The organism is Mangrovitalea sediminis (genome assembly GCF_002514725.1).
Classification (GTDB): Bacteria; Pseudomonadota; Gammaproteobacteria; order Pseudomonadales; family Oleiphilaceae; genus Mangrovitalea; species Mangrovitalea sediminis.
On the sequence record NZ_NTLB01000004.1, the window covers coordinates 158,850 to 183,797 of the forward strand.

Here is a 24,948-nt window from a genome sequence, read left to right on the forward strand (position 1 = left end):
GGCTCGTGCCTCAACGACGGTCAGGCGGGCATGCGCGGAAACCATAGGAGAGCAGTACGGAGGGACCTTACTGGATAACAGGCCACAGGGTGCAGCCATGGAACCCAGCAAGCTTTATGCGGTATGCGATTACATCATCCTGTTCATGGAGGAAGAGGGGCTCTTCCTCAATGTGGTGAAATTGCAGCGTCTCCTCTACATCGCCCACGCCTGGCATCTCGCCTTTCACAGCCACACGCCGCTTCTGAGCGAGGGATTCGAAGCCTGGAAGTTCGGACCGGTCAATCGCACCATTCACAACCGTTTCAGGGGACGATCCAGCTTTTACTCCCCCATCACCATAGCCGACCGCTGGTTTAGCGATCCGGCCGAGCCTCTGACGATCCTGTCAGTCTCCGAACGCGAACACCTGGACAATATCCTGAACATCTATGGGGACATGACCACGCTGGAACTGGAGGAAATGCTGCAGCACGAAGACCCCTGGCGCCTGGCCCGTGTTGGACTGTCACCGGAGGAAACCAGCAGCCGGGATATTCCCGATGAGGTGATTTACGCCTATTACAAGCGCGTGTCGCAGATTTGACCTTCGCGCTTCCCGGCAGGACGCCCGGGAAGCGCGAAAAGAGGACTATGCCAGATCGGTCTGACGCTCTATGATCCGGGAGATGATGCCGTACGCAATGGCCTCTTCCGCGTTCATCCAAAAGTCCCTTTCGATATCTTTGGCCACCTTCTCGTAAGGCTGTCCTGTCTGAGAGGCAATCACACGGGCAATCCGTTCGCGAGCCTTCAGAATCTGCTCTGCCTGGATCGCCAGGTCAGACGCCTGACCACCGGCACCGCCTGCCGGCTGATGGATCAGGAAACGGGTGTTGGGCAGGCACACGCGGCGCTCTTTCGGCGGCGACAGGAAAATGTGTGCGGCTGCACTACCGACCCAACCGGCACCGACGACTGTCACTGGCGCGCGGATAAAGCGCATCATGTCGTGGATGGCATCGCCGGATTCCACGTGGCCGCCAGGCGACGAGATGATCATGGTGATCGGCTCGTCCGATTCCTCGGAGAGCGCCAGCAGGCGCCGGCAAACCTCATAGGCCTTCTTATCGTTGATTTCGCCGAACACCAGCACGGTACGCGATTTGAATGCCAGTTGGTCTTCCAACCGGCTGTTTTCGGTCTGCGGAGCCGGTTCTTCTGCTTTTGTCGCAAGTCTGAAGGTCATGATCGATTCCTTGATAATGGGGAGGCAAACGCCTTGGGCCCCGATAATGGCCATGTCGAACGCCAAAGAAAAGCCAAGCCTTTCATAGGACGGTATTCCATTCAATAACTGCGCCTATGTCAGCGGCGATTTAATGATCAGCGTTAAGGCAAAACTAAGGGAAATACGCCATACTGAAAAAATCCAGAAGCCCGAAAAGGCGTATCTGGATAAGCTAGCCCATTCGTGTTCCTTTTCAACATGAGGGGCGGGCCAAACTCATCGGCAGAGGAGTCACGCGATGAATGTAGGATCTTCCTCATCGGCGTTGGCACAGCAGTACCTGCAGCTGGCATCCAGTCAATCACGCCAGCAGGTGCAGTCAAATACGACGAATACAGCCCCAACCACTACCCAGAAATCCGAAGAGGCCGGCGAATCCAAGGCGGCACAGGCAGCGGAAGGGGAAACCGGCGGACGGATCAATACCTACGCCTGATATGTCCAATGTTCCAAGCTTCAGAGAGCCCTCTTCGTGAGGGCTTTTTTATGGCTCATCGTCGAGAGACTGCGCACTCAGGCCCGCTGGCGATGATCGATGGCAAGCCGCACCGCCAGTCCGGCCAATACCGAACCCATGACATAACGCTGCGCCGCCAGCCAGCGGGGATTGCGCCCAAACCACCCGGCGATACCTGCCGCCGACAGAGCGATCATCAGGTTGACGATGAAACTGATCGTGATTTGCGTGGCGCCGAGAATCAGGCTCTGGGCAAGCACAGATCCGTGTTGCGGCGAGATGAACTGCGGGAAGATGGACAGGTAGAAAACGGCAATTTTGGGGTTAAGCAGACTGGTCAGGAACCCCATCATCATCAGTTTCCGCGGGGGCTGCTCCGGCAACACCCGGGGCTCGAACGGCGAGCGGGCGCCAGGCCTGAGCGCTTGCCAGGCGAGATACAACAGATAAAGCGCCCCGGCCCATTTCACCAGGTCGTACGCCACCGGAATTGCCACGAACAGGGCCGTCAGCCCCAACGCCGCCGCCAGCATATGCACCACGAACGCCGCCACCACACCGAACAGTGACATGACCCCCGCCGCGCGCCCCTGACAGATGGAACGCGATATCAGGTAAATCATATTCGGCCCCGGTGTCAGCACCATCAGCAAGGCTGCACCGCCAAACAGGAGCCACTGATCGAGAGGAATCATCCGATAATCTCCAAACTCGTAGTGAACCTTCAGCAAAGCCCCGAGACGTGCGCCCTCAATACCCCTGGCTACGCAGATAGTCTTCGTAGTTGCCGCTGAAATCGACAATTCGACCCGGCTGCATATCGATGATACGGGTTGCCAGGGACGAAACGAATTCCCGGTCGTGACTGACAAAAATCAGGGTACCCGGATAGTTTTCCAGCGCCAGGTTCAGCGCTTCGATCGATTCCATATCGAGGTGGTTGGTCGGCTCGTCCATCAGCATGACATTGGCTTTCTGCAGGACCATCTTGCCGAACAGCATACGCCCCTGCTCACCGCCGGACAGCACCTTCACCGACTTCTGAATCTCATCATTGGAAAACAGCATACGGCCAAGCGTACCGCGGATCAGCATCTCACCGCCCTGAGTCCACTGTGCCATCCACTCATAGAGCGTGGCATCGGCCGCGAAGTCCCGTGCATGGTCCTGGGCAAAATAGCTGATTTGGGCGCTGTCGGTCCACTTGACGCTGCCTGCATCCAAGGTCAGCTCGCCCATCAAACAGCGCAGCAAGGAGGTCTTGCCGATACCGTTAGGACCGATGATAGCAACCCGCTCGCCGGCATCGATCTGAGCGCTGAAACGCTTGATCAGCGGCTCTTCGCCATAGGAAAAACTGATATTTTCCAGCGTGACCGCCTGGCGGTGCAGCTTTTTCTCCTGCTCAAAGCGGATAAAAGGGCTGACGCGGCTGGACGGCTTGACCTCGACCAATTCGATTTTCTTGATCTGCCGGGCCCGGGAGGTCGCCTGGGCAGATTTCGACGCATTCGCGGAAAAGCGCGAGACGAACGCCTGCAGCTCGGCAATCTGCGCCTTCTTCTTGGCATTTTCGTTCTGGACCCGTTCCCGAGCCTCCGTCGACGCTCGCATGTAATCGTCGTAGTTGCCGGGATAGACCCGCAGCTCGCCATAATCCATGTCCGCCATATGTGTGCAGACACTGTTCAGGAAATGGCGATCGTGGGAAATGATGATCATGGTGCTGTTACGCTGATTGAGGATCGTCTCCAGCCAGCGAATGGTATCGATATCCAGGTGGTTGGTCGGCTCGTCGAGCAGCAGGACATCCGGATCCGAGAACAACGCCTGCGCCAGCAACACCCGCAATTTCCAGCCTGGCGCGACGGCGCTCATGGGACCCCAGTGCTGCTCGAGCGGAATACCCAACCCCAGCAGTAACTCACCGGCACGTGCCTCGGCGGTATAGCCATCGTACTCGGCAAACTGCACTTCCAGGTGCGCCACTTCGATACCGTCTTCGTCGCTCATCTCCGGCTTGGCGTAGATGCGGTCGCGCTCCAGCTTGATCCGCGACAGTTCGGAATGTCCCATGATCACAGTGTCGATGACACTGTATTCCTCAAAGGCGAACTGGTCCTGCCGCAGCTTACCGAGGCGAACGTTCTGTTCGACCATCACCTGCCCTGATGAAGGCTCCAGGTCGCCTCCAAGGATTTTCATAAACGTGGATTTACCACAGCCATTGGCACCGATCAGGCCGTACCGGTTGTGGTTGTTGAACTTGACGCTGACGTTTTCGAATAACGGCTTGGCGCCAAACTGCATGGTGATGTTTGCGGTCGAAATCACGAAAAATCCAGATAGAAGCGAGGGAATAAGGGTACTGCAGACCGAGCGAGTCACTTTGGCAAGCGAGTGGGCGGGCGGCAACCTGTCAATCGTGCGCGATTATCGCATTTGTGGGAGGTGGGCGTCACCTTTAACGGGAGTGAATCAGGCCGGACCTCGCGACTCGAAGTCCGGCCTCGATCCAAGTTCCTGCCAGAACCAGTTATCCGGTGCTCTTCAACGTCGCCATGTCGATCACGAAACGATATTTCACGTCGCTCCGCTTCATCCGCTCATAGGCTTCGTTGATGTTGTGGATATCGAGCATTTCGATATCACACCGGATGCCGTGCTCGGCGCAGAAGTCGAGAACTTCCTGGGTTTCCGGCATACCGCCGATCAGCGAGCCGGCCAGGACGCGGCGTTTGCGGACCAGATTGGCCGCGTTCAGGGTGGGGTCAATCGGTTCAATCAGCCCGACCAGGATGTGCACACCGTCGTAGGTCAGCGTCTCCAGATAGGGATTAAGATCATGCGGCACCGGAATGGTGTCGAGCAGGAAATCGAGGCTGCCGGCCGCGGCGGCCATCTGTTCAGGATCGGTGGAAATAATCACATGGTCGGCACCCTGCCGCTGAGCCTCTTCCCGCTTGCCTTCAGAGCGGGTGAAGAGCGTCACTTCGGCGCCCAGCGCCTTGGCGAACTTCACGCCCATATGGCCTAAACCGCCCATACCGACCACGCCCACCTTGTGGCCGGCCTTTACCCCGAAGTGCTTGAGCGGCGAATAGGTGGTGATACCGGCACACAGAATCGGCGCCGCAGCCGGCAGTTCCAGGGCATCCGGCACGCGTACGACAAAACGCTCGCTCACCACCACGGCTTCGGAATATCCGCCGAAGGTCTGGCTTTGGTCGTGACGGTCGCGACCGTTATAGGTCGACACGAAACCACTTTCGCAAAACTGCTCGAGGCCGGAATCGCAGGCCTTGCACTGGCGGCATGAGTCAACCATACAACCCACGCCAACCCTGTCGCCCACCTTAAACCGTGTAACGTCACTCCCGACAGCGGTAACCTTGCCGACAATCTCATGGCCCGGCACCACCGGATAGGTGGTGCGCCCCCAGTCATTCTCGGCAAAGTGGATGTCGGTATGGCAGACACCGCAGTACAGAATATCGATGGCGACATCGTCCGGACGCGGCGCCCGTCGTTCGATCTGCAAAGGCGCCAGGCCCGACGTTGCGGACTGCGCGGCAAATGCGTGGTACTTCGACATAGAGTGCTCCTCGTATCTGATAACCCGGGCGTTAAGCGCCCTGCTCGTCCAGCGCGGGATAATCGGTGTAGCCTTCCGCCCCGCCACCGTAAAGGGTTGCCGGGTTAAGCTCATTGAGCGGCGCGTCCAGTGCATACCGGCGAACAAGATCCGGGTTGGCAATGAAGGGGCGACCGAAAGCGACCAGATCCGCCGCATCGTCCTTCAAGGCAGCTTCGGCCGACGCCTTATCATAGCCATTGTTGGCCATGTAAACGCCGTGGAAACGGTCTCGCAACGCCCGGAAGTCGAAGGTCGGATCGACCTTCCGGTCGCCACCGGTAGCCCCTTCGATCACGTGAATATACAACGGACTCAACGTATTCAGCGCTTCGACGACATAATTGAACAGCGGCTGAGGATGGCTGTCCTTCAAATCGTTGAAGGGCGACACCGGCGACAGGCGCACGCCAACTTTGTCGGCACCAATGGCGTCACAACAGGCCTGCATCACTTCCAGCAACAGGCGCGCACGGTTTTCGATGGACCCCCCATAGGCGTCGGTGCGCTGATTGGCACCGTCGCGGAGGAACTCATCCAGCAGATAGCCGTTGGCGGCGTGGACTTCCACCGCATCGAAGCCCGCTCGCACGGCATTCAGGGCCGATTTTCTGTAATCCTCGATCAGGGTCGGAATTTCGTCCAGTTCCAGGGCGCGGGGTTCGGACACATCGACCATGCCCTCGGCGACGAAGGTCTGTGCCTTGGCCTGGATAGCTGAGGGCGCCACGGGCCTCTGGCCGTTCTCCTGCAGCGACACATGGGAAATTCGCCCCACATGCCACAGTTGCAGCACGATCCGGCCGCCCTTGGCATGAACCGCATCGGTAACGTTTTTCCAGGCCGCGACCTGCGCCTCACTGTAGATACCGGGCGTATTGATATAGCCCTGGCCGTCCGGGCGGATCTGTGTCGCTTCAGCAATGATCAACCCTGCGGTCGCCCGCTGAGCGTAATAGTCGACGGCCAGTTCGGTCGGTGCCAGACCAGCGCCGGCACGGTTTCGAGTCAGGGGGGCCATCACCATCCGGTTCCGAAGTGTCATGGCGCCCAGTTGGAACGACTCGAACAACAGACCTTGTGCTTGTGTCATGGTTTACTCCTTGGTAGCGATGGGCATCACCGGGTTGGCCTACGGCGATACGTCCTGAAAATAAAAAAAGCCCGCGCCTCTGGCAGGATGGGCGCGAGCAGAAGGGGAGCGTGTCAGGCTAACGGCTCCTTGAGTGAGCTCATATCAATCACAACGCGATACCTCATGTCGCCCCCGGGGCAGGCGCTCATCGGTAACATAACTGTCCAGAGAGGCAATAACACCGACATCCAGGAAAACCCGCCCGATACAACCAACCGGCAACTGACCGGCAACTGACCGGCAACTGACCGGCAACTGACCGGCGCATGATGCAGCGGATCCCACTATCTTCGCCATGCCGAAACACACCGTTTTCAGAGGTCCAGGGCAACCCCCACATCGGCCACCAGATGCCGCGGTGTGATGTTGGAAAACGCCGATGAATGCGGGGCCCATGGAGACGCGGGAGCATACCGGTCTCGCAGGCAAAACCTTACCTGCTCGATTGCAGGCAGGATTCTAGAGGACGGATGACTGGTTGAAATACTTATTTTTTGTACCATCAACCATAATATTTATTATAGGTCGACTATACAGAGATTCCGCCATGAGCCACCTGATCCAGCTCCGCACCTTCTTGGAAACCTATCGCAGCGGATCGCTATCTCGCGCCGCACAACGTCTCGGCATGACGCAGCCGGCCGCCTCAGCGCATGTACGGGCGCTCGAAACGACCCTTGGAAAGTCGCTCTTCAGCCGCCAGGCTCGGGGCATGACCCCAACGCCCATTGCCGACGAACTGGCCCGCTCGATCGCCATCCATCTCGATGAACTGGAAGGTAGCCTGGAAGCAATGAAGGCGCACTCCATGGATATCCGCGGCACCCTTCACCTGGCTGGCCCGGCCGTGCTGACGGCGTCCCATATTGCCCCGCTGCTCGCGCCGCTGATGGCAGAAGGGATTTCGTTCCGCATCCAGACCGGAGGTCGGGAAACCCTGCATGCACTCCTTCGCGAAGGCGCCGTTGACCTGGCCATCACCGCCTCGGTCTCGAACAGTCCGGATGTCGCCTTCGAGGAGTTCGCCCGCGAGCGTCTGGTGCTGGTCGCCGCGCCGGATATGGCCCGCCGTATCCTCAGCCGCAAGATCACCCGCGAGACCCTGGAAGCGTTTCCAGCGATTGCCTACGACGAGGAGTTGCCGCTGATCCGCGAGTTTTTCCAGAGCCAGTTTGGCGTGTCCCCTGTCTGGCGGGCACAGACCACAGCACCAGACCTGCGAATCGTCGATGAATTCGTCCGCGCCGGCGCCGGCTGGTCGGTACTGCCGGACTACTTCTGTCAGAGAAGTCTCAACAAAGGGCAGATGGTTGCGCTGCTGCCGCCGGCAAGCGGACCGGAGAAAACGCTTTACCTGGCCTGGAACAAGAGCGCATTACGCCACCCGCGTGTCGCTTTTGTCCGCGACCACTTGCTGGCGGCGCGGGATCAGATCGATACCGCGCCCTATTAGGAGGTTATGAGCGGGCGATGAAATCACTCATTTGCGCCAGCACGATATCCGTCTGCTCGCGGTGGGGAGTGTGACCGCAGTGGTCGATAATCGCCGCCTCTGCCCGGGGTGATTGCGTAACGATCGCGGTCACCTGTGCCTCGGTGGCATACTGGTCTTCCCGCCCCTGCATCACAAGCATGGGGACGTCGATGGACGGCAACACATATTCGATATTCCAGGGCTGAAACGGCTGGCTCAGCCAGGTTCTGGCCCAGGAGTGAAACACCCAATCGGTCTTGTCGCCGTGATAGCGCGTCAGGTTCTTGAGTTTGCCGGCTGCGTAAGCCTCATCGGCCACACGGATACCCGCCAGGGTTTCGGGCTCGATAAAGACGTGGGCGGCTTCGGTAATCGCACCGCGTAAACGGGGATTTTTCTCGGCGGCATGCAGTAGCGCAATGGAACCCCCATCGGAATGCCCGATCACCCAATAATCCTGATCCGGAATCAGCTTATCCAGAACGGCAGGCAACTCGGTCAGCGCCGCCTGGTGCAGATAATGAATCGTCCGCTCCCGGTCCATGGGCGACGATTGGCCATACCCCTGACGATCGTAGACCAGTACCGGACAACCGGTTCGTTCGTTCAGTCGCTGAGGATAGTCGCGCCATTGAGCAATACTGCCCAACCCTTCGTGCAACAGCACCAGCCAGGGTTTATCGGTGGCACCGGCGAATTGGGTGTAGTGAATCTGGAGGTGAGGGGCGAGCGTCAGAAAGGGCACGGCAACATCCTGGACAGTGAGAAGTTGTAAAGGTGAGCAGCGGTGAAGATTACTCAACAGGACACCCTGGCGGCAACCGCTTGCCACAGAGATGTGGGCGGCCAGATACCCGGATCGCCGCAAATGGCGCTCGAACGACATGGGTCCGTTTCTTGCAACACACTGGATAGCGCGGTGTATCCTTATGCCAGAGAACCCTTATTCTATGGGGAGAGCCGGACAAGGATGCCGAGGTACCGCCCAACGACTATAGAGGCCCGTGTGACAACAAAGAGTCTGGATCCCACCGACTGGGACGCCTTTCGTGGACAGGCGCACCGGATGCTCGACGATATGATCGACTATCTGGCGCAGATCCGGGAACGTCCGGTCTGGCAACCGATACCGGATACGGTGCGCGAGCAGCTTCGCGCGCCCCTGCCTGTGCCTCCATCTTCACTCGAGGATGCCCATAACACCTTCATGCATGCGATCCTGCCCTATTCAGTGGGCAACGCGCATCCCGGCTTCATGGGCTGGGTGCACGGTGGCGGTACGCCAGTGGGGATGCTTGCGGAGATGCTGGCCGGAGGCCTCAACGCCAACCTTGGCGGCCGTGACCAGATGCCCATCGAGGTGGAACGCCAGGTCCTGCAGTGGGTGCGGGAACTGTTCGGGTTTCCGGACAGCGCCAGCGGCATCTTCGTAACCGGCACGTCCATGGCGAACCTGATCAGCTTGCTGGTCGCTCGAACGGCGACGCTCGGCGAAGACGTTCGCCAGAACGGCATCGATGCTGCCGGGCGCAAACTGGTCGCCTATGCCTCCGAAGCGGCGCATAGCTGCATCTCCAAGGCCATGGACTTCTGCGGCCTCGGCACCGACGCCCTGCGCCGGATACCTCTCGATGCGCAGCAACGCCTCGACACCCAGCGACTCAGGCGGGCCATTGGCGAGGACCGGGCACGCGGGCTGGTCCCCTTTTACCTGGTCGGTACCGCCGGCACTGTCGATACGGGCGCAATCGACGACCTGGAAACCCTGGCCGATATCGCCCGACAGGAAAAACTGTGGTTCCACGTCGATGGCGCCTTCGGTGCGCTAGGAGTCCTCGCTCCGTCACTGGCGCCACGATTCAAGGGCATCGAACGAGCCGACTCCATTGCCTTCGACTTTCATAAATGGGGACAGGTGCCCTACGACGCGGGCTTTATCCTGATCCGTGACGGCGAACAGCATCGGCGCACCTTCACCACTCCCGCCGCCTACCTGTCGCGGGAATCTCAGGGACTGGCGGCAGGCTCTCCCTGGCCCTGCGATTTCGGCCCGGATCTGTCACGTGGTTTCAGGGCCCTTAAGGCTTGGTTCACGTTGAAGGTGTATGGTACCCGCCAGCTTGGCGAGATGATTGCCAACACCTGCGACCTTGCCCGCTATCTGGCTGAACGCGTGGAAAATGAGCCGAAACTGGAACTCCTGGCGCCGGTATCACTCAATGTCGTGTGCTTCCGCTATCGAGGCGAAGATATGGACAACCTGAACCGGGCCCTGGCGGTCGCGCTTCAGGAATCCGGTGTTGCGGCGCCCTCGACGACAACCCTGAATGGACGAATTGCCATTCGGGCAGCTATTGTCAATCACAGAACCAACACCGGCGACATCGACAACTTGCTGGAGGCGACGCTGGCGCTTGGCGCCAAACTGACTCAATTTTCGGACACAGAGACCACGCATGACTGCTGAGACGCCTGACAATACGACGACAACGCCCGAGCTGCCGCCTCATCTCGGCTTGGCAAACCTGATGACTCGCGCCTTTCTCGGCGAAGACCTGGGACCGGTCGGCGCCGAACTGCTGAACCGCGCACAAAATAACCCCGCCGACGCCAATGCCCTGATGGACCTGTCCATCGTGCTACAGATGCGCGGCGACCCCGAGACAGGGCTGGCGATTCAGTCCCAGGCGTTATCGTTGCAGCAGTTCTATCAGATCCCTGCAAGCCAGCCCGGCGGTCCACGTCTGCTGGCCATCAAAGGGCCCGGCGAAGTCATGTGGAACACGCCGCTGGAGTTCCTGACCGAAGATTCCGACATTGCCCTGGACATGCTTTACCTGGCGCCGGAGTTACCCGTCCCGCCCGGTGTTCCTGATCACGACATACTGATGATAGCCGTGGCCCAATGCGACCGTAACCGCGCACTGCTGGCCTCCTTGGCTGATCTGGCCGAGGAGTGGCCGCGACCTGTCATCAATCAACCCGCTCGCATCTCGCAGCTGACTCGTGACAATGTCTGTCACCTGCTGAGCGGCATTCCGGGCGTCATAATGCCGCTCTCCGTTCGTGTGGAACGGTCCACACTGGAAGCTGTCACCCGGGGCGAGACCCGGATCCAGGATCTGCTGAGCGACGGTGATTTCCCGATTATTGTACGACCGGTGGATTCCCACGCCGGCCGGGGACTGGACCGGGCGGACGACCCCGCGGCCCTGGCAACCTATCTGCAACAGTCTCCGACGGATCAGTTCTATGTTTCCCGATTCGTCGACTACCGCCAGCAGGACGGTCGCTATCGCAAGGCACGCGTGGTGGTCATCGATGGCCAGCCCTTCGTCGCCCATATGGCCATCTCCGATCACTGGATGATCCACTACCTGAACGCAGGCATGGCGGAAGATGCAGAAAAGCGCGCGGAAGAAGCCCGCTTCATGGAGAACTTCGACACCGACTTCGTCCCCCGGCACCAGGCAGCGCTGGACGAGATCACACGGCGGCTGGGGCTTGACTACTATGCGCTGGACTGCGCGGAAACCGCTGATGGTCAGCTGCTGATTTTCGAGGCGGACAGTGCCATGGTGGTTCATGCGATGGACCCCGCAGACGACTTCCCCTACAAGAAAGTGCAGATGCGTAAGGTCTTCGACGCCTTCCGCAGCATGATCGAAAAAAGGTTACAGACGGCGCAAGCCTGATGGGAAAACGGATAGCGGTAGCGGCCGCCAGCCCGAACGCCCGCATCACGAACAGGTAAGGTGATGAAAGCAGTCACGCCCTCCCTGGCGCTGCAGGACAATGTGAGTGACAAGGACCACGAAAGACTGGCGGGCACGGCCAATGCGGTTTTAATGCCAAAAGCCTTTCCATCCACCCCTGAGCTGCTGGTGTCGGGCGGCGATCCACGTATCGAGCTCGACCGCCAATCGGGCGCCAATCGCTATGGCTGCGCCCCCCTTCCCGACCCGGCGCTACTGGCATTCGGCTCATCGACAGCGTCTGTCATTTCCGCAGAGGGCTTCACCGCGGCCGATTACCTGCGCCGACGCATTGCCCATGAAGCACTGCTGACCCCCGCTGAAACCTACAACCGCGAACTCGAGCGTATCCGCCGGGAACTGCATCAGCTCCTGGGATTGGGCGAGACCGATATTATCTTCGGCGCCTCCGGCACCGATGTGCACCTGATCGCTGGACAACTGACGGCTCACATCAGCGAACGGCCTGTCCGCGCCGTCATGGTGGAGGCATCGGAAACCGGAAGCGGCGTCCCTCAGGCGCTATCGGGATGCCACTTCAGCACTCAAGCCGCGCTGGGCATGACGGTCCAACAGGGCACGCCGCTGAACGCGCCGCTTCACCCTGTCGTCGACAGCATTTCCTTACGTGACGCCAATGGCAGGCCCCGTCTTGCCGCCGATGTCGATGCAGAGGTGGTCGCCCGAGTCGAGGACGCCATCCGGTCGGGATTTCATGTCCTGCTGGTGATGGCGGACCTGTCCAAGAGCGGCCTCATTGCCCCCAGCGCGCACTGCATTACCGATATCCGTCAACGCTGGCCGGCAACCGATATCACCGTACTGGTCGATGCCTGCCAGTTTCGCCTGGCACCGGCCACACTGAGAGCCTACCTGGGCGAGGATTTTCTGGTCGCGATCACCGGCTCCAAATTTCTGACCGGCCCAACCTTTAGCGGAGCCCTGCTGGTTCCCGCCGCGCTGGGTAAGCGGTTCGCCGAGCACCCTCTCCCGGCCTCGCTGAGGCACTACTGCGCCAGGGGAGAATGGCCGCAGCACTGGCAAGGGCGATACACGATGGATGATGTCGCCAATTTTGGCCTTCTGTTGCGCTGGGAAGCGGCCCTGCAGGAACTGCGCGCCTTCAGCAACCTCCCGGGAGACCGTATAGAAAGCCTGCTGCAGGCCTTCGCCGAAGCCGTCGAAACACGCCTTCAGACCGACGCCGCGTTCGAGGCCGTGATGCCCCCTCCTCCGGACCGCCAACCGATAGCCCCGGATAGGTGCTGGGATCGCCTTCCCACGATGTTCACCTTCAAGCTCATCCGCTCAGAAAGCGGACGACAACGTCCCCTGGATATGCAGGAAACCCGGCGAATCTATACAAAACTTGCACAAGAACCAAGGAATACCGACACCCCACCTTGCACGCACAGACGGGTCCAGCTTGGCCAACCTATACACTGCGGCAGCGAGGCAGGCCGGCCGATCGGCGCACTGCGCCTCTGCCTGAGTTCCCGACTGATCGTCGACGCCCTCAGCCGGGGCGACACCGGCGTTCGCCAATTGATAGACGATGCCTTCATCGCGCTGGATAAGACGGACTGGCTGATACGTAACCTCTGAAATCCCCGTTGGCTCAGGACCGCGCAGGACAGCTCTCTCCCCAGATAACCGGTATTCCCCTTTGTATGCTCCGGGCACGATTCCTGCTTCGTTTTTTGATGTCATCGGAAATTTGGCAATCGAAGGGGTATTATCATGGGTCTGCTGCAATCCGTCCTTGCCGGTAGCAGTAAGCAGTCCCGCCTGCAGCAGGCCATGCGCGGGCAGGCTCAGGTCAAACCTGCGCAGGACAGCAATAACGCCGGGAACACGACCAGTACTGACGCCAGTCTGACGCTCCGCAGTCAGAATCTCTACATCAATTACAACAAGCGGGTCGATCTGAACCAGTACAAGTCAAACGTGGGTAACGACACCAACTTCGTCCGCGAAACCCTGCGGCACAAAATTGCCGAATACGGGCTCAAACCTGCCACCAAGCTGACGTTGACCAAAGTCGAAACCGGCGGCGTGGCGCTCAGCGGACATGTGCCGCCAGCGACGCTGCAGCAGATCAACAGCGACCTGAACCAGAATCGCAACTTCGTTGACGCCGTCAATCGCCTGAGCGTCAATCAGCCAACACTGAACTACGTGGATAATGTGGTGAAGGTCTCGAAAGCCTACGGCGCCAACAATGCGCTGTTCGACTCTCTGATCGGGGAACAAGGCAACGGTAACCTGCAGGATATCGCACAGCGTTACCAAAACCTTCAGCAGACACGGCAACCGAACGCCGCCGAGGCCGCCGTCGCCGCAATGAACGGCAACGGCTTCAAACTGACCATCAACGAAAACGCCTGACCGGCACCTTAGCCGCCAAACGGCTCGGGATCGCCCTTGCCGACGCGCAGCACTTTTGGCACTTCATCGCTGAGGTCGACGACGGTGGTCGGCTCGGGTCCACAGAAACCGCCGTCGATCACCAGCGCCAGTTCGTGCTCGAGCTTTTCGCGAATATCTTCCGGATCGATCATCGGGTCATCCTCTCCGGGCAGAATGAGCGTCGTGCTCATCAGCGGTTCGCCCAGTTCGGCGAGCAGATCCTGAACGATGCGGTTATCCGGGATACGGATACCGATATGCCGACGCTTCGGGTGCAGGAGACGCCGCGGCACCTCGGAGGTGGCATTGAGGATGAAGGTATAAGGTCCTGGCGTATAGGTCTTGAGCAACCGATAACTCACGTTGTCGACCCTGGCGTAGGTACCGATATCCGATAGATCCCGGCACACGAGCGTAAAGTTGTGCTTATCGTCCAGGCGACGGATCCTCTTGATCTTCTCCGCCGCGTTTTTGTCCCCCAGGTGACAGCCGAGCGCGTAGGCCGAATCCGTTGGATACGCAATCACGCCCCCATTCCGGATAATCTCGACGGCCTGGCGGATCAAGCGGACCTGCGGATTTTCCGGATGAATCTGAAAATACTGGCTCATGCCTGTGGTTCCCTCTTGGACAATGTGCACCTTGGTCTTCTCCCAACCCTGGAGGCCGAAATGCGGGTTAATTCAGGACGCCGGCTGACGCTCGTGCTTAGACCCACCCATACAGTTGGGCGACTCGGGCGCAGGCGCCTCGCGATCGGCCCATTCCTGGCCGGTGTAGAGATGCAGCGCCAGCGCATGTACGCCGCTTCGCAACTCCTCGGCCAACACTTTATAGACCGCCTGATGACGGGCAATCTTGCGCATATCGGCAAAATCGTCACTGACCAGCACGATCTTGAAGTGCGTCTCCGAGTTACGCGGGACACTATGGTTGTGGCTCTCGTTTTCCACTTCCAGCCACTGCACCTGGAAAGCACCCCGTAGTTTTTCGGTAATGACCTGTTGAGCGGACATCAGTGTCTCCCGACAGTAAGTAAACGATTGGACCGGATGCCATATTGTAACGGATATGGCACGTCCAGGTCGCGCCGTTCATCGCTTGACAGGCTTGGCAGCATCGTCCATCTTGCTTGCCCGCTTTATGATAAGCCCAGTATCCCGTGCGCCTCTATATCGCAGAAAAACCCAGCCTGGGAAGAGCCATCGCCGCCGCCCTACCGGGACCGCAACGACGTGGTAACGGCCTGATTCGCTGCGGCGATGAGGCCGTGGTCAGTTGGTGCGTGGGACATCTCCTGGAACCCGCCGAACCGGGCCACTACGAACCACGCTGGCTGCGCTGGCGCATGGAAGACCTGCCGATTTTTCCCCGCCAGTGGGAGGTGACCCCTAAGCCGAAAACCGAGCCCCAGTTGCGAATCCTGGGGCAGCTGCTGCGCGAAGCCAGCGAAGTCGTCCACGCCGGAGACCCCGACCGCGAGGGCCAATTGCTGGTTGATGAGGTCCTGCGTTTTTTCAAGGTCACCTGCCCGGTCCGCCGCGTCTTTATCAACGACCTGAATGGCGAGGCTGTCACCAAGGCCCTGGCAAACCTGCACGACAACCGCGAATACCGCCGCCTGTCCTATTCCGCGCTCGCCCGTCAACGGGCCGACTGGCTCTACGGTATGAATCTCAGTCGCGCCTGCACCCTGCGCTACCGCCAGGACGGCGAGCGGGGGGTCTATTCCGTCGGTCGTGTGCAGACACCGGTTCTCGGTTTGGTGGTCCAACGCGATGACCAGATCCGCGACTTCCAGCCCAAACCCTTTTTCATCCCGGAAGCCGAGATTCATCCGTTCGAACAGTCCGATCAGAGCTTCAAGGCCCGCTGGATACCGGATGAGCGTTACCAGGCGGCGTTGGACGAGGATAATCGCCTGCTCGAACGCGAGGTCGCCGAGCAGATCTGCAACGATGTCAGGGGACAATCAGGGACTGTTGTCGAGTCCCGATTTCGCGACCGCCAGGAGGCGCCGGCATTACCGCTGTCGCTGTCGGTATTACAGATCGAAGCCGCGCGGCACTTCCACCTCAGCGCGCAGCAAACCTTGGATGCCGCTCAGAACCTGTATGAAAAGCATCGCCTGATCACTTACCCCCGATCCGATTGCCGCTATCTGCCGGAAGGGCACTTTGCCCAACGCCTGGGAGTGCTTCAGGCCATCCGCCACAATCTGCCCTCGTTAATGCCAGCTGTGGATGGTGCCGATCCGGACAGACGCAGTGACGCCTGGAACGACCGCAAGGTGGACGCTCACCATGCCATCATTCCCAGCCTCCGCCAGTTGCCCGCCGCTAAGCTGTCAACGGCCGAGCAGCAGGTGTACGAGCTGGTCTGCCGCTTTTACCTGATGCAGTTCTATCCACCGGCGATACACCGCGAAGGCAAGCTGGTCTGCCGTTTTGGCCAACACCGTTTCCGGGCGACGGAAACCGGTATCGTTGACGCTGGCTGGAAAAAACTGGAATTGCGCTCACGCGCGGCACCGGAACAGGAAAAACCGCCCCTGCCGCGCCTCATGGAAGAAAGCCGCGTTCAATGCCGCGACACGACTATCCTCGAGCGCACCACCCAGCCGCCGCTGCCGTTTACCGATGCCACGCTGCTATCGGCCATGACCGGCATCGCCCGTTTCGTCAAGGATACCGACCTACGCAAGACGTTGCGTGAAACCGATGGACTGGGTACCGAGGCAACCCGGGCCGCCATCATCGAAACGCTGTTCCGACGCGAGTACCTGATCAAGGAAGGACGCTATATCCATGCCACGGAAAAAGGCCAAAGCCTGATTCACCGTCTTCCCGACACCGTTGTACGACCGGATATGACCGCTGTCTGGGAATCCACCCTCGAAACCATACGCTTCGGCAGCGGCGACCCGCGCGAATTTATCGCCCGCCTCCAACAGCAGATTATCAACCTGCTGGGAAGCTTGGGCGTGGATTTCAACACTGCCGCTCCAGCACAGAAGGCTTCCGCCCGCTCACCCCACTGCCCCCAATGCCGCGCCCCCATGCGACAACGGGAAGGCCGCTACGGTCCCTTCTGGGCCTGTACACGCTTTCCCGAGTGCCGGGTCACCCGCCCCATCGATCAGGCCGGAGAAGCGACGACCGATGGCACCAGCGAACCGCCCATACCCTGCCCGAAATGCCATGCACCGCTGAAACGCCTCCAAGGCAAACGGGGTTGGTTTTGGGGCTGCAGTAATTACCCCTCCTGCCGATTAACATTGTCTGACCTTAACGGCAGGCCCGACGTCACTCCGCTAAAGTAGGTCATGGCAGACACTTTTTTCGGACACCTGTCCATATTGATGTCGGATGTCACTGATATCCTGATAATATTGTCAGTCCATGCAAAAGCGTTACGCAGTGCAACAGAATAGAACTGAATCACGTTTCAGTATTTGTAAGAATGGAGCGTGAGAAAAACCATAATAAAAAAACGCCACTGGCGCACCCGCCTCAAGCAGGCTTCACTTAAAGGCAGCACTCAAAGAGTACTGACCTACCCACGGCGAAGGCTTTGCCGTGGATGCCGGGCAACGCAAGACACAGCCGGGAAAGCGAAGGAATGGGTGAATTAGGGGGATCAGAAATGCGCATAGCGCTACTCGAAGACGAACAGGAACAGGCTCGCAATGTGCGCGAACTCTTGCGTAGCGCCGGTCACGACTGCGATGTGTACGGTACGGGACAATCGTTCCTGAGCGGTGTTTCGCATCGCAGCTATGATCTGCTGATCATGGATTGGCAGCTACCGGATATGGATGGTATCGACATCCTGAAAATCCTGCGCCAACAGATAAGCTGGCCCATACCGGTGCTGTTCCTCACCCAGCGTGACAGCGAACTGGATATCGTGAGCGCGCTCGATGCCGGCGCTGACGACTATTTGACCAAGCCGGCCCGTCCTGCCGAGTTACTGGCACGATTGCAGGCCCTGGCGCGGCGCAGTAACCCGGACACGGATAAGGTCACCCTGGAATACGGTCCCTTCAAGATCGACACCCAGGGCAGGACCATTCATCTCAACGGAGAACGCCTGACGCTGACGGACAAGGATTTCGACCTGACCCTGTTCCTGTTTCAGAACCAGGGACGCCTCCTCACGCGCGAAGTACTCCTGGAGCGGGTTTGGGGCCTATCGCGGGACATCAACACACGCACCGTCGACACCCATATGAGCCGCCTCCGTCGCCGTCTCGGCGTCAAACCGGAAAACGGTTTCCGCATCAAGACCATCTACCAGCGCGGCTACCGCCTGGAGACAGTCAGTGCCGATTCGGCCATATCCGAAGAGGAAGACTGATATCGTGAGCCGGGTGTTGTGCCGTTGTTCCCGGAGGGTCAGCCACCATTGCGCCCTACCCGGCCTGTTAGCCCTGTGGATGGCGGTATCGCCGACTGCATCGGCCGACGTATCGATTGCATTGGGCTCGGCCGTCGGTATGACAAGTTCCCTTTCGACCGGCTCAGGACAGGTTGCTCAGGGAGAGTGGTCCTACACGCTGCGGCCAGGCGACAACGTGCGCAGCCTGAGCAAGGAAATGCTCGATAACCGTCACACCTGGCTGGAGCTCCTCCGCCACAACAACATCAGCTCGGTCTCTGATCTGCACACCGGCTCCATGCTTCGCATCCCCCTCGACTGGCTACGCCAGAGGCCGGAACCGGCACGCGCCCTGGCCGTCACCGGCCATGCGCTCTTTCGTACACGGGCCGACCAGAACTATCAAACGCTGAGCCGCGGAACGCGACTCGATGTCGGCGACGAAGTTCGCACGGAAGATGGTCATGTCGTTATCCAGCTCGCGGACCAATCCATTGTCCGGCTGGGACCGCGCTCTTCCCTGACGCTCAATCGCCTGACCCGCTTTGGCAAAACCGGGATGGCCGACACCCGCATGCGCCTTGAGCAGGGCAATCTAAGTACGCGGGTTCACCCGTTGAGTGACCCTCGCTCCCGTTTCGAAATCGAGACACCTTCTGCTGTAGCAGCCGTTCGGGGCACCGAGTTCCGCCTCGCCGCAAAACCGGAAAGCACCCGGCTCGAAGTCACCAAGGGCAAGGTTGCGTTCTCCAACGAATACCATCAGGCACTGGTACCGGCCGGTAAGGCAGCCTTCATCAGTGGCATCGATCCCATCGTTATTACAGACCTTCCAAACGCACCCAAGCCGCCGGCGTCGCCGGGCAAAATCCAGAAACTGCCGCAAACGCTAACCTGGCAGCCAGTTCCCGCCGCATCCGGCTATCACCTGAACATTTACAACAGGGAAAACGGCGCCTGGGTGGCCAGTGCCAAACTCGAGCACCCGGTCTATCAACTCGCCGGACTCGATAACGGAAAATACGACGCCCAGCTGTCAGCCGTCGACATCAATGGCGTCCAGGGCTCAGCCAAGCCGGTGAACTTCTCCGTCGACCTCGAAGCCCATGCGGCCGACCTGACAGCGCCGGCTGCCGACGCCAAGACGGCCGCCCAGCGCCCCCTCTTCAAATGGAACTTCCGGGGCGAAAATGAAAAGGCCAGAGTTCAGGTATCGAACGCCGAAGATTTCCAACAAATCGTCGCCAGCAGCGAATGGAGCCCGGCAGCCCAGGCCTCACTGGCACAGCCCCTGGCTCCGGGACAATACTACTGGCGCGTACAGACGCGAGCCGGCGGCAACAGCCGGGCCCAGAGTGCCACCCGGTCCCTCGTCGTACTGGGCAGCATACCCGAGACCCACATCATCACCATCAACTATGTGGATAATCAGGTTCGCATCTTTTGGGAGAAGATCCCGCAGGTCGAAAGCTATCGTCTGCAACTGGCGTCGGACCCCAACTTCACACAGATCCTGCGGGAAGAAACACTACAGGAAACCAGCGTCGCCGCCCGACTGGTACCAGGGCAGCATTATTTCGTCCGCATCAAAGGAGTACCCAAGGGACCGCTGGGTAGTCACTGGGGTCCGGGCCGGGAACTCTACGTGAAGTGAAATCACGCTGATGATGGACACGGACCGCCCTAGCCTCCGAACAAATCGGCGCCAGGCACTGCTGGCCCTGGTCCTGCTGATCCTGATGTTGCAGCTGACCGGCGTAATCCCTCAGCTCAACCTCGGCCTGTACGACGCCATGATTGACGGAGATCGCCTCCCGCCAGCCAGAGACCTGGCCGTCGTCGCCATCGACGAACGAAGCCTGCGGGAACTGGGCCAATGGCCATGGAATCGCCAGGTTCATGCAGCCCTTATCAAGCGCCTCGACCAGGATGGCGTCAAAGCCATCGCCTTCGACGTTCTGTTTACCGAAAGTTCTCCCAATCCATCGGACGACCGAGCACTGGCATCGGCTATGCGCCAGGCACATAACGTTGTCCTTCCTGTCCACATCTACCCGGTCAGTGCGGAACAACCCTTATCGGAATTCCTCCCCACCCCGGAACTGGCCAATGCCGCCGCGGCTCTAGGCCACGTCAATGTCCAACTCGACTCCGATGAAGTGGTCAGAGGCCTGTATCTGCGCCAGGGGCTGGGAGAGGCGGTCTGGCCAAGTCTCGCGGCAGCCCTGGCAACGCTGACTCACCCGGAGGTCAAAATACCAGGCCCGGATGTTTCCGCGCCCCCTTTTGTGAACGTTCAGCAGGACTATGTGCGCACGCCTTTCGCGCCGTCACGCGCCGCTATCCCCACCTACTCCTATGTCGATGTTCTCGAAGGCCGCGTTCCCGCATCGTTGCTGCAGGGCAAAGCCGTCTTCGTGGGTGCAACGGCCGCAGGCTTGGGCGACCGCTTACCCACCCCTGTCTCAGGGGGAAGCGCCCCCATGAGCGGCGTACAGTTCCACGCCAACGTTTACTCGGCACTGATCCAGCACCGCCTCATCCACAGCGTAAGCGGCCTTTGGCAAGTGCTGCTGCTCGCCCTGGTTATTCTGGTAAGCCTGCAAAGCCTGACCCGGCTGGCGCCCCGCTACGCGCTTCCTTTCGTTATCGGACTTTCCAGCCTGATTATCCTGTGCAGCGCCGGCTTACTCTACAGCAGCAGCCTCTGGCTGCCTGTCGGAGCCAGCGTACTGGCGTCATTGCTGGCTTGGCCGGTTTTTACGGCACAGCGCCTGACATTGCTCAACCGCTTCCTGAGCCAGCAGGTCAATCTTTTGGGCCGACAATCCCGGGATACCTTTTGGACAACACGGGAATCGCCCCCCCAGATTTTGGCGCACCTTGTCGAGTTGCTGCTGCCTGCAGGTTGGTGTCTGGTGGAGGATGGCGAAGTCCTTGAGGAAAAACACCTGGCGCCACGCGATTGCCCGCAAAATCCCTCACCAGTGACGGGCAGTTGGCGTCACGAAGGGCCAACGAGCTGGCTACGCATCCGCCGCGGAGACCACCACTTCCTCATCGGCCTGAAGTGGTCCACCGGCATCAACTATAGGGAATTGCAGCGCTACGTCGACCCTCTGACCTTCACTGACCAGCAGCCACTGCGCCCGCGATTTCGCCCCTCGGAGCGCCTTATTCGCAAGATCGAAGAGGTCCAGCAGGCCTCCGTCGCTCTGGCTAATCTCTACGCTTTCACGACCCAGGGCTTTGCCCAGATGCCCAACGGCATCATGGTCGTTGATGCGCTCGGAGTGATTCGTTTCGTCAATGGGCATGTCGCCAGTTGGCTGGGAGAACCTCAGAGCAGCTTGCCTGGTATGGCCCTGGCCCATCTGCTGGACAGCGTTGACCCCGGCGGCGAACACCGCTGGCATGACACCGTCGGTGACACCCTGCTTCACGGCCAGCGACGGGCTCTGGAAATGCGCGTGCAGGCGCGCGATCTCCTGATCGAATTGGTGCCCTTCACCTTTCCGGCAACCCGGGAGGCCGGTGCCATCGCCAACATCGCTGACGTCACCACAATCCGCGACCAGCAGCGACAGCAGCGCGAAGCCATCGATTTCATATCCCATGATGTGCGATCTCCACTGGTATCCCAACTGGCCTTGATCGAACAGCTTAAACGCAGCGGAACCCCAGTCGAACCCGGACAGCTCGAACAGATTGCCAAGCTGGCCAAACGGAGTTACCAGCTCGCGGAAGAGTTCGTGCAACTCGCCCGTGCCGAGCAGATGTCCTCCGTGCGATTCTATGAATGCGAAGCTCTCGCCATCGTCGAGAATGCAACTGACGCGGTACAGGAACAGGCGATGGCGAAGTCCATTACACTGGACCTGAAAGGCACTGAAGATCTCTGGATCTGGGGCAATGCCGAGCTGCTTGAACGCGCCATCATCAATTTGCTGACCAACGCGGTTCAGCACAGCAAGCCCGGAAGTCGGGTTCATGTCTCTGTCGAGCCCATCAACGATAGCGTGCTGGTCAGTGTCGAGGATAACGGCAGCGGCATTGCTCCGGAAGATATGCCCCATCTGTTCGAGCGCTTTCGTCGCCCCCGCCAGAATGAACTGCGTGGCAAGCTCGGTACCGGATTGGGGCTATCCTTCGTCAAGGTGGTCGCAGACAAACACGGCGGCGAAATCGATGTCAGCTCGACCCTCGATGTCGGCACCACCTTCCGCCTCTGGCTACCCGCCGCGACCGGCGAAGAAACCACCGAATAACTCTCGCCCCACGCCAACGAAAACGCCGGCCCTGGGGCCGGCGCTGAATCTGTAAAACACTTCCCCGTCAGATCGTCTTGGTCACCACACTGGACATGGGACTGATATTGCCGTTGGTATCGATGGCCTTGACGGCGAAGTACCACTGGCCACTGCTCAGGTTGGCGATGGTCGCACTCATCGTGTAGGCATCATTGATCGTCATCGTCTGGTTCAGGTTTGAAGGGTCCTGACCGTAATCGATCTCATAGCCTTTCAGTTCCGCCATGCTCAGCGAGGTGCCGTCTTCCCGGGTGGAAGGCGCCTGCCACTGCAGGAGTGCGCTATCGGCCGCGACACTGCTACCGGTCGAGCTGGAGCTGGAGCTGGAGCTGGAGCTGGAGCCGGTGTTGGTGATCGTGGTTGTCGTGGAAGACGTGCTCGAAGACGAACCGGTACCCGAGGATGTCGTCGAAGAGCTGGAGGTTGAGGAACCACTGCTGGTCGGCGCCGACACATACAGTTGAGAGGCGCGGGACTGTGTCACCGCCAGCGACTGCTGAGCCAGGGTATCGGTCGTGGTGCTCTGCAACGATGCAGCGAGAACCGCCGTTTCCATTTCCAACTGGCTGATGGTTACCGCATTTGAGGTGCTGCCGGATGTGGTCGTCAGGTCGCCGTTCTGCAAGATCTGGTTGGAAGCCGTCTGCAGGACCTGCTCAATAGAAGACCATCCAGACTGGTTAACCAGCGCCAGGAAGGCGGCATTGGTCACGGCCAACTGAATAGCATCCGTCGAGGTGGTTGCGCTGTTCAGGTGCGTCAAATCGGGCGGCGCCAGTTGAAGGGTGCCGGCATTCAGGCCAAACCAGTTCTCCACCTGACTATAGGCAGTCTGCAGATTGCTTCCACTGAGACCTTCGGGCGAGCGCTGCGCCAGACTTACGGCCAGTTGGGAAAGAGGCGTCAGGTAAACTTGAGGACTGGTGCTGCTCAGGTCAACGGCCGCACTCAGCTCAAAGCTACTGGACAGTGGAAACGCCTGACCAAAGGGCACCTGGCCACCATTGACATCACAGCTAGGCGTCACGTCGCACACCATGGTTGTCCGATCGTCGGCCTTCAATTCAATCACGACCCAGCCGTTCAATTTCGTCAACACCGGCAGTTGGAACTGGCCACGGCTATTCGTGCGAACGGCCTTACCCATTTGCTGACTGGTCGCCCAGTGTCCGTGAGAGTCTTCCGAGATCTCCCAAGCCGTCACAATACCGTTCTGGACAACCCCTTTTACCGCACCACCGGAAATCGTCACGGAACGGGTAGTGGCGGAGGCCGTGGATGAGATGCTGGACGCGCTGTCCATGCCGCTACCGCCATTGCCGGTGCCGCAGCCGGACAACAGCAACCCGGAGGCTGCAAGCATTCCAACAAACGCAGGCTTTAACAATTTTTTGGCGATATTTGACATATTTTTTCACCGACTTATTGACTCACGATGAAATAATAGCCAAGCCAGATGTGAAATTGTGTGTTTTACGTCATCTTTTGCCTACCTTTTACGACGTTTTTTTGACGCACACATTTTAACCCTGCCTTACTTGTGCCTTTCGGGCCCATCCCGCAGGATAGAGACTGACTCCCGTCGCAGCCGCCGCCATGCAATCATTCGACAACCAGGACACACTGCCCCTTCAGCTCACATTGCGCCCCTATAAGCGCGACCAGGACACCCTTCTCCTTTGTCGCATTTATCGCGAGGCCGTTATGCGCCTGGGCTCGCCCTACTACAACGCGGCGCAGCGCCAGGTATGGGCCCTCTGGAGCCAGTCACCACAATTGGTGGAGCGCATGTTGTCGCAGGGGTGGACGATAGTCGCCGTGAACGGCGGAGAAATGGCGGGCTTCGCACAGCTGCACCCGGAGAGTTACATCAATATGCTCTACGTTGCGCCGAAACACTGCCGGCAAGGCATCGGAGCGGCGCTGTTAAAAGCACTGGAAGAGAAGGTTCTGGTCGCGGGGTTACCGGTCGTCCAGGCACACGCCAGCCTGGTATCGCGGAACCTGTTCCGGAAGATGGGTTACCGTGCCCTCGCTTATGCGCCGGTAACCCGTCACGGTATCGAGCTCCCCCGACACCTGATGGAGAAAACGCTGAGCCAAGCCACCTCTACAGGAAAATGA

Annotated in this window: 22 protein-coding genes; 12 read left to right on the forward strand and 10 right to left on the reverse strand. The window is 59.5% G+C overall.

Annotated elements, in window-relative coordinates; translation table 11 throughout:
• The first annotated feature begins 97 nt into the window (after positions 1-97).
• The gene (locus CLR77_RS10655; protein ID WP_097460638.1) at positions 98-586 is read left to right on the forward strand and encodes a Panacea domain-containing protein; all 489 of its coding nucleotides are present in this window, start codon (positions 98-100) and stop codon (positions 584-586) included.
• A gap of 45 nt (positions 587-631) precedes the next feature.
• On the opposite strand, the gene CLR77_RS10660 is transcribed toward CLR77_RS10655, so the two are convergent.
• Positions 632-1,228 (reverse strand): ATP-dependent Clp protease proteolytic subunit, encoded by a 597-nt coding sequence (locus CLR77_RS10660; protein ID WP_097460991.1) that lies wholly within the window; start codon positions 1,226-1,228, stop codon positions 632-634.
• 280 nt (positions 1,229-1,508) lie between these two features.
• Here CLR77_RS10660 and CLR77_RS10665 point away from each other — a divergent pair, with 280 nt between their 5' ends.
• Complete coding sequence (locus CLR77_RS10665; protein ID WP_097460639.1) at positions 1,509-1,706, forward strand: hypothetical protein; 198 nt, start codon at positions 1,509-1,511, stop codon at positions 1,704-1,706.
• Positions 1,707-1,783: 77 nt separating this feature from the next.
• On the opposite strand, the gene CLR77_RS10670 is transcribed toward CLR77_RS10665, so the two are convergent.
• The 5 genes from CLR77_RS10670 to CLR77_RS20010 all read right to left on the reverse strand — a co-directional run bounded on the left by CLR77_RS10670 (position 1,784) and on the right by CLR77_RS20010 (position 6,793).
• Positions 1,784-2,422 (reverse strand): LysE family translocator, encoded by a 639-nt coding sequence (locus CLR77_RS10670; RefSeq protein ID WP_097460640.1) that lies wholly within the window; start codon positions 2,420-2,422, stop codon positions 1,784-1,786.
• Between the two features lie 55 nt (positions 2,423-2,477).
• Positions 2,478-4,061, reverse strand: coding sequence for an ABC-F family ATPase (locus tag CLR77_RS10675; protein WP_097460641.1), 1,584 nt, complete (start codon positions 4,059-4,061; stop codon positions 2,478-2,480).
• 202 nt (positions 4,062-4,263) lie between these two features.
• Positions 4,264-5,322 carry an NAD(P)-dependent alcohol dehydrogenase gene (locus tag CLR77_RS10680; protein WP_097460642.1) on the reverse strand — a complete coding sequence of 353 codons (1,059 nt, stop codon included), beginning with the start codon at positions 5,320-5,322 and terminating at the stop codon, positions 4,264-4,266.
• Positions 5,323-5,353: 31 nt separating this feature from the next.
• Positions 5,354-6,454 (reverse strand): alkene reductase, encoded by a 1,101-nt coding sequence (locus tag CLR77_RS10685; RefSeq protein ID WP_097460643.1) that lies wholly within the window; start codon positions 6,452-6,454, stop codon positions 5,354-5,356.
• A gap of 144 nt (positions 6,455-6,598) precedes the next feature.
• The gene (locus tag CLR77_RS20010; protein ID WP_143269400.1) at positions 6,599-6,793 is read right to left on the reverse strand and encodes a hypothetical protein; all 195 of its coding nucleotides are present in this window, start codon (positions 6,791-6,793) and stop codon (positions 6,599-6,601) included.
• Between the two features lie 250 nt (positions 6,794-7,043).
• Between CLR77_RS20010 and CLR77_RS10690 the strand changes: the two genes are divergently transcribed.
• Positions 7,044-7,949 (forward strand): LysR family transcriptional regulator, encoded by a 906-nt coding sequence (locus tag CLR77_RS10690; protein WP_097460644.1) that lies wholly within the window; start codon positions 7,044-7,046, stop codon positions 7,947-7,949.
• A gap of 4 nt (positions 7,950-7,953) precedes the next feature.
• Here the strand turns inward: CLR77_RS10690 and CLR77_RS10695 are convergent, their stop codons facing one another.
• A complete protein-coding gene (locus tag CLR77_RS10695; RefSeq protein ID WP_198962738.1) occupies positions 7,954-8,856 on the reverse strand; it encodes an alpha/beta fold hydrolase in 903 nt (300 codons plus the stop codon).
• A gap of 120 nt (positions 8,857-8,976) precedes the next feature.
• Between CLR77_RS10695 and CLR77_RS10700 the strand changes: the two genes are divergently transcribed.
• The 4 genes from CLR77_RS10700 (at position 8,977) to CLR77_RS10715 (ending at position 14,113) form a co-directional block, all read left to right on the forward strand.
• On the forward strand, positions 8,977-10,437 hold the full coding sequence (locus CLR77_RS10700) for a pyridoxal phosphate-dependent decarboxylase family protein (RefSeq protein WP_198962739.1): 1,461 nt from the start codon (positions 8,977-8,979) through the stop codon (positions 10,435-10,437).
• Positions 10,427-11,665, forward strand: a complete 1,239-nt coding sequence (locus CLR77_RS10705) for an ATP-grasp domain-containing protein (RefSeq protein ID WP_097460647.1) — start codon at positions 10,427-10,429, stop codon at positions 11,663-11,665. Before CLR77_RS10700 ends, CLR77_RS10705 begins: the two co-directional genes overlap by 11 nt.
• A gap of 63 nt (positions 11,666-11,728) precedes the next feature.
• Positions 11,729-13,330 carry a hypothetical protein gene (locus CLR77_RS10710; RefSeq protein WP_097460648.1) on the forward strand — a complete coding sequence of 534 codons (1,602 nt, stop codon included), beginning with the start codon at positions 11,729-11,731 and terminating at the stop codon, positions 13,328-13,330.
• Positions 13,331-13,465: 135 nt separating this feature from the next.
• Positions 13,466-14,113, forward strand: coding sequence for a hypothetical protein (locus CLR77_RS10715; protein ID WP_097460649.1), 648 nt, complete (start codon positions 13,466-13,468; stop codon positions 14,111-14,113).
• 8 nt (positions 14,114-14,121) lie between these two features.
• Here the strand turns inward: CLR77_RS10715 and CLR77_RS10720 are convergent, their stop codons facing one another.
• Together CLR77_RS10720 and CLR77_RS10725 are read right to left on the reverse strand one after the other, a co-directional pair.
• Positions 14,122-14,745, reverse strand: coding sequence for an L-threonylcarbamoyladenylate synthase (locus CLR77_RS10720; RefSeq protein ID WP_097460650.1), 624 nt, complete (start codon positions 14,743-14,745; stop codon positions 14,122-14,124).
• Between the two features lie 72 nt (positions 14,746-14,817).
• On the reverse strand, positions 14,818-15,150 hold the full coding sequence (locus CLR77_RS10725; protein ID WP_097460651.1) for a BolA family protein: 333 nt from the start codon (positions 15,148-15,150) through the stop codon (positions 14,818-14,820).
• 146 nt (positions 15,151-15,296) lie between these two features.
• Between CLR77_RS10725 and CLR77_RS10730 the strand changes: the two genes are divergently transcribed.
• From CLR77_RS10730 to CLR77_RS10745, 4 genes are all read left to right on the forward strand, one after another.
• Positions 15,297-17,456 carry a DNA topoisomerase III gene (locus tag CLR77_RS10730; RefSeq protein ID WP_097460652.1) on the forward strand — a complete coding sequence of 720 codons (2,160 nt, stop codon included), beginning with the start codon at positions 15,297-15,299 and terminating at the stop codon, positions 17,454-17,456.
• 323 nt (positions 17,457-17,779) lie between these two features.
• Positions 17,780-18,493, forward strand: a complete 714-nt coding sequence (locus tag CLR77_RS10735; protein WP_097460653.1) for a response regulator transcription factor — start codon at positions 17,780-17,782, stop codon at positions 18,491-18,493.
• Between the two features lie 139 nt (positions 18,494-18,632).
• Positions 18,633-20,168, forward strand: a complete 1,536-nt coding sequence (locus tag CLR77_RS10740) for a FecR family protein (RefSeq protein ID WP_158227177.1) — start codon at positions 18,633-18,635, stop codon at positions 20,166-20,168.
• 10 nt (positions 20,169-20,178) lie between these two features.
• Positions 20,179-22,782: a CHASE2 domain-containing protein gene (locus tag CLR77_RS10745; protein ID WP_097460655.1), complete on the forward strand. Its 2,604-nt coding sequence runs from the start codon at positions 20,179-20,181 to the stop codon at positions 22,780-22,782.
• Positions 22,783-22,849: 67 nt separating this feature from the next.
• Here the strand turns inward: CLR77_RS10745 and CLR77_RS20310 are convergent, their stop codons facing one another.
• Positions 22,850-24,187 (reverse strand): fibronectin type III domain-containing protein, encoded by a 1,338-nt coding sequence (locus CLR77_RS20310; RefSeq protein WP_143269402.1) that lies wholly within the window; start codon positions 24,185-24,187, stop codon positions 22,850-22,852.
• Positions 24,188-24,420: 233 nt separating this feature from the next.
• Here CLR77_RS20310 and CLR77_RS10755 point away from each other — a divergent pair, with 233 nt between their 5' ends.
• Positions 24,421-24,948 carry a GNAT family N-acetyltransferase gene (locus CLR77_RS10755; RefSeq protein ID WP_097460657.1) on the forward strand — a complete coding sequence of 176 codons (528 nt, stop codon included), beginning with the start codon at positions 24,421-24,423 and terminating at the stop codon, positions 24,946-24,948.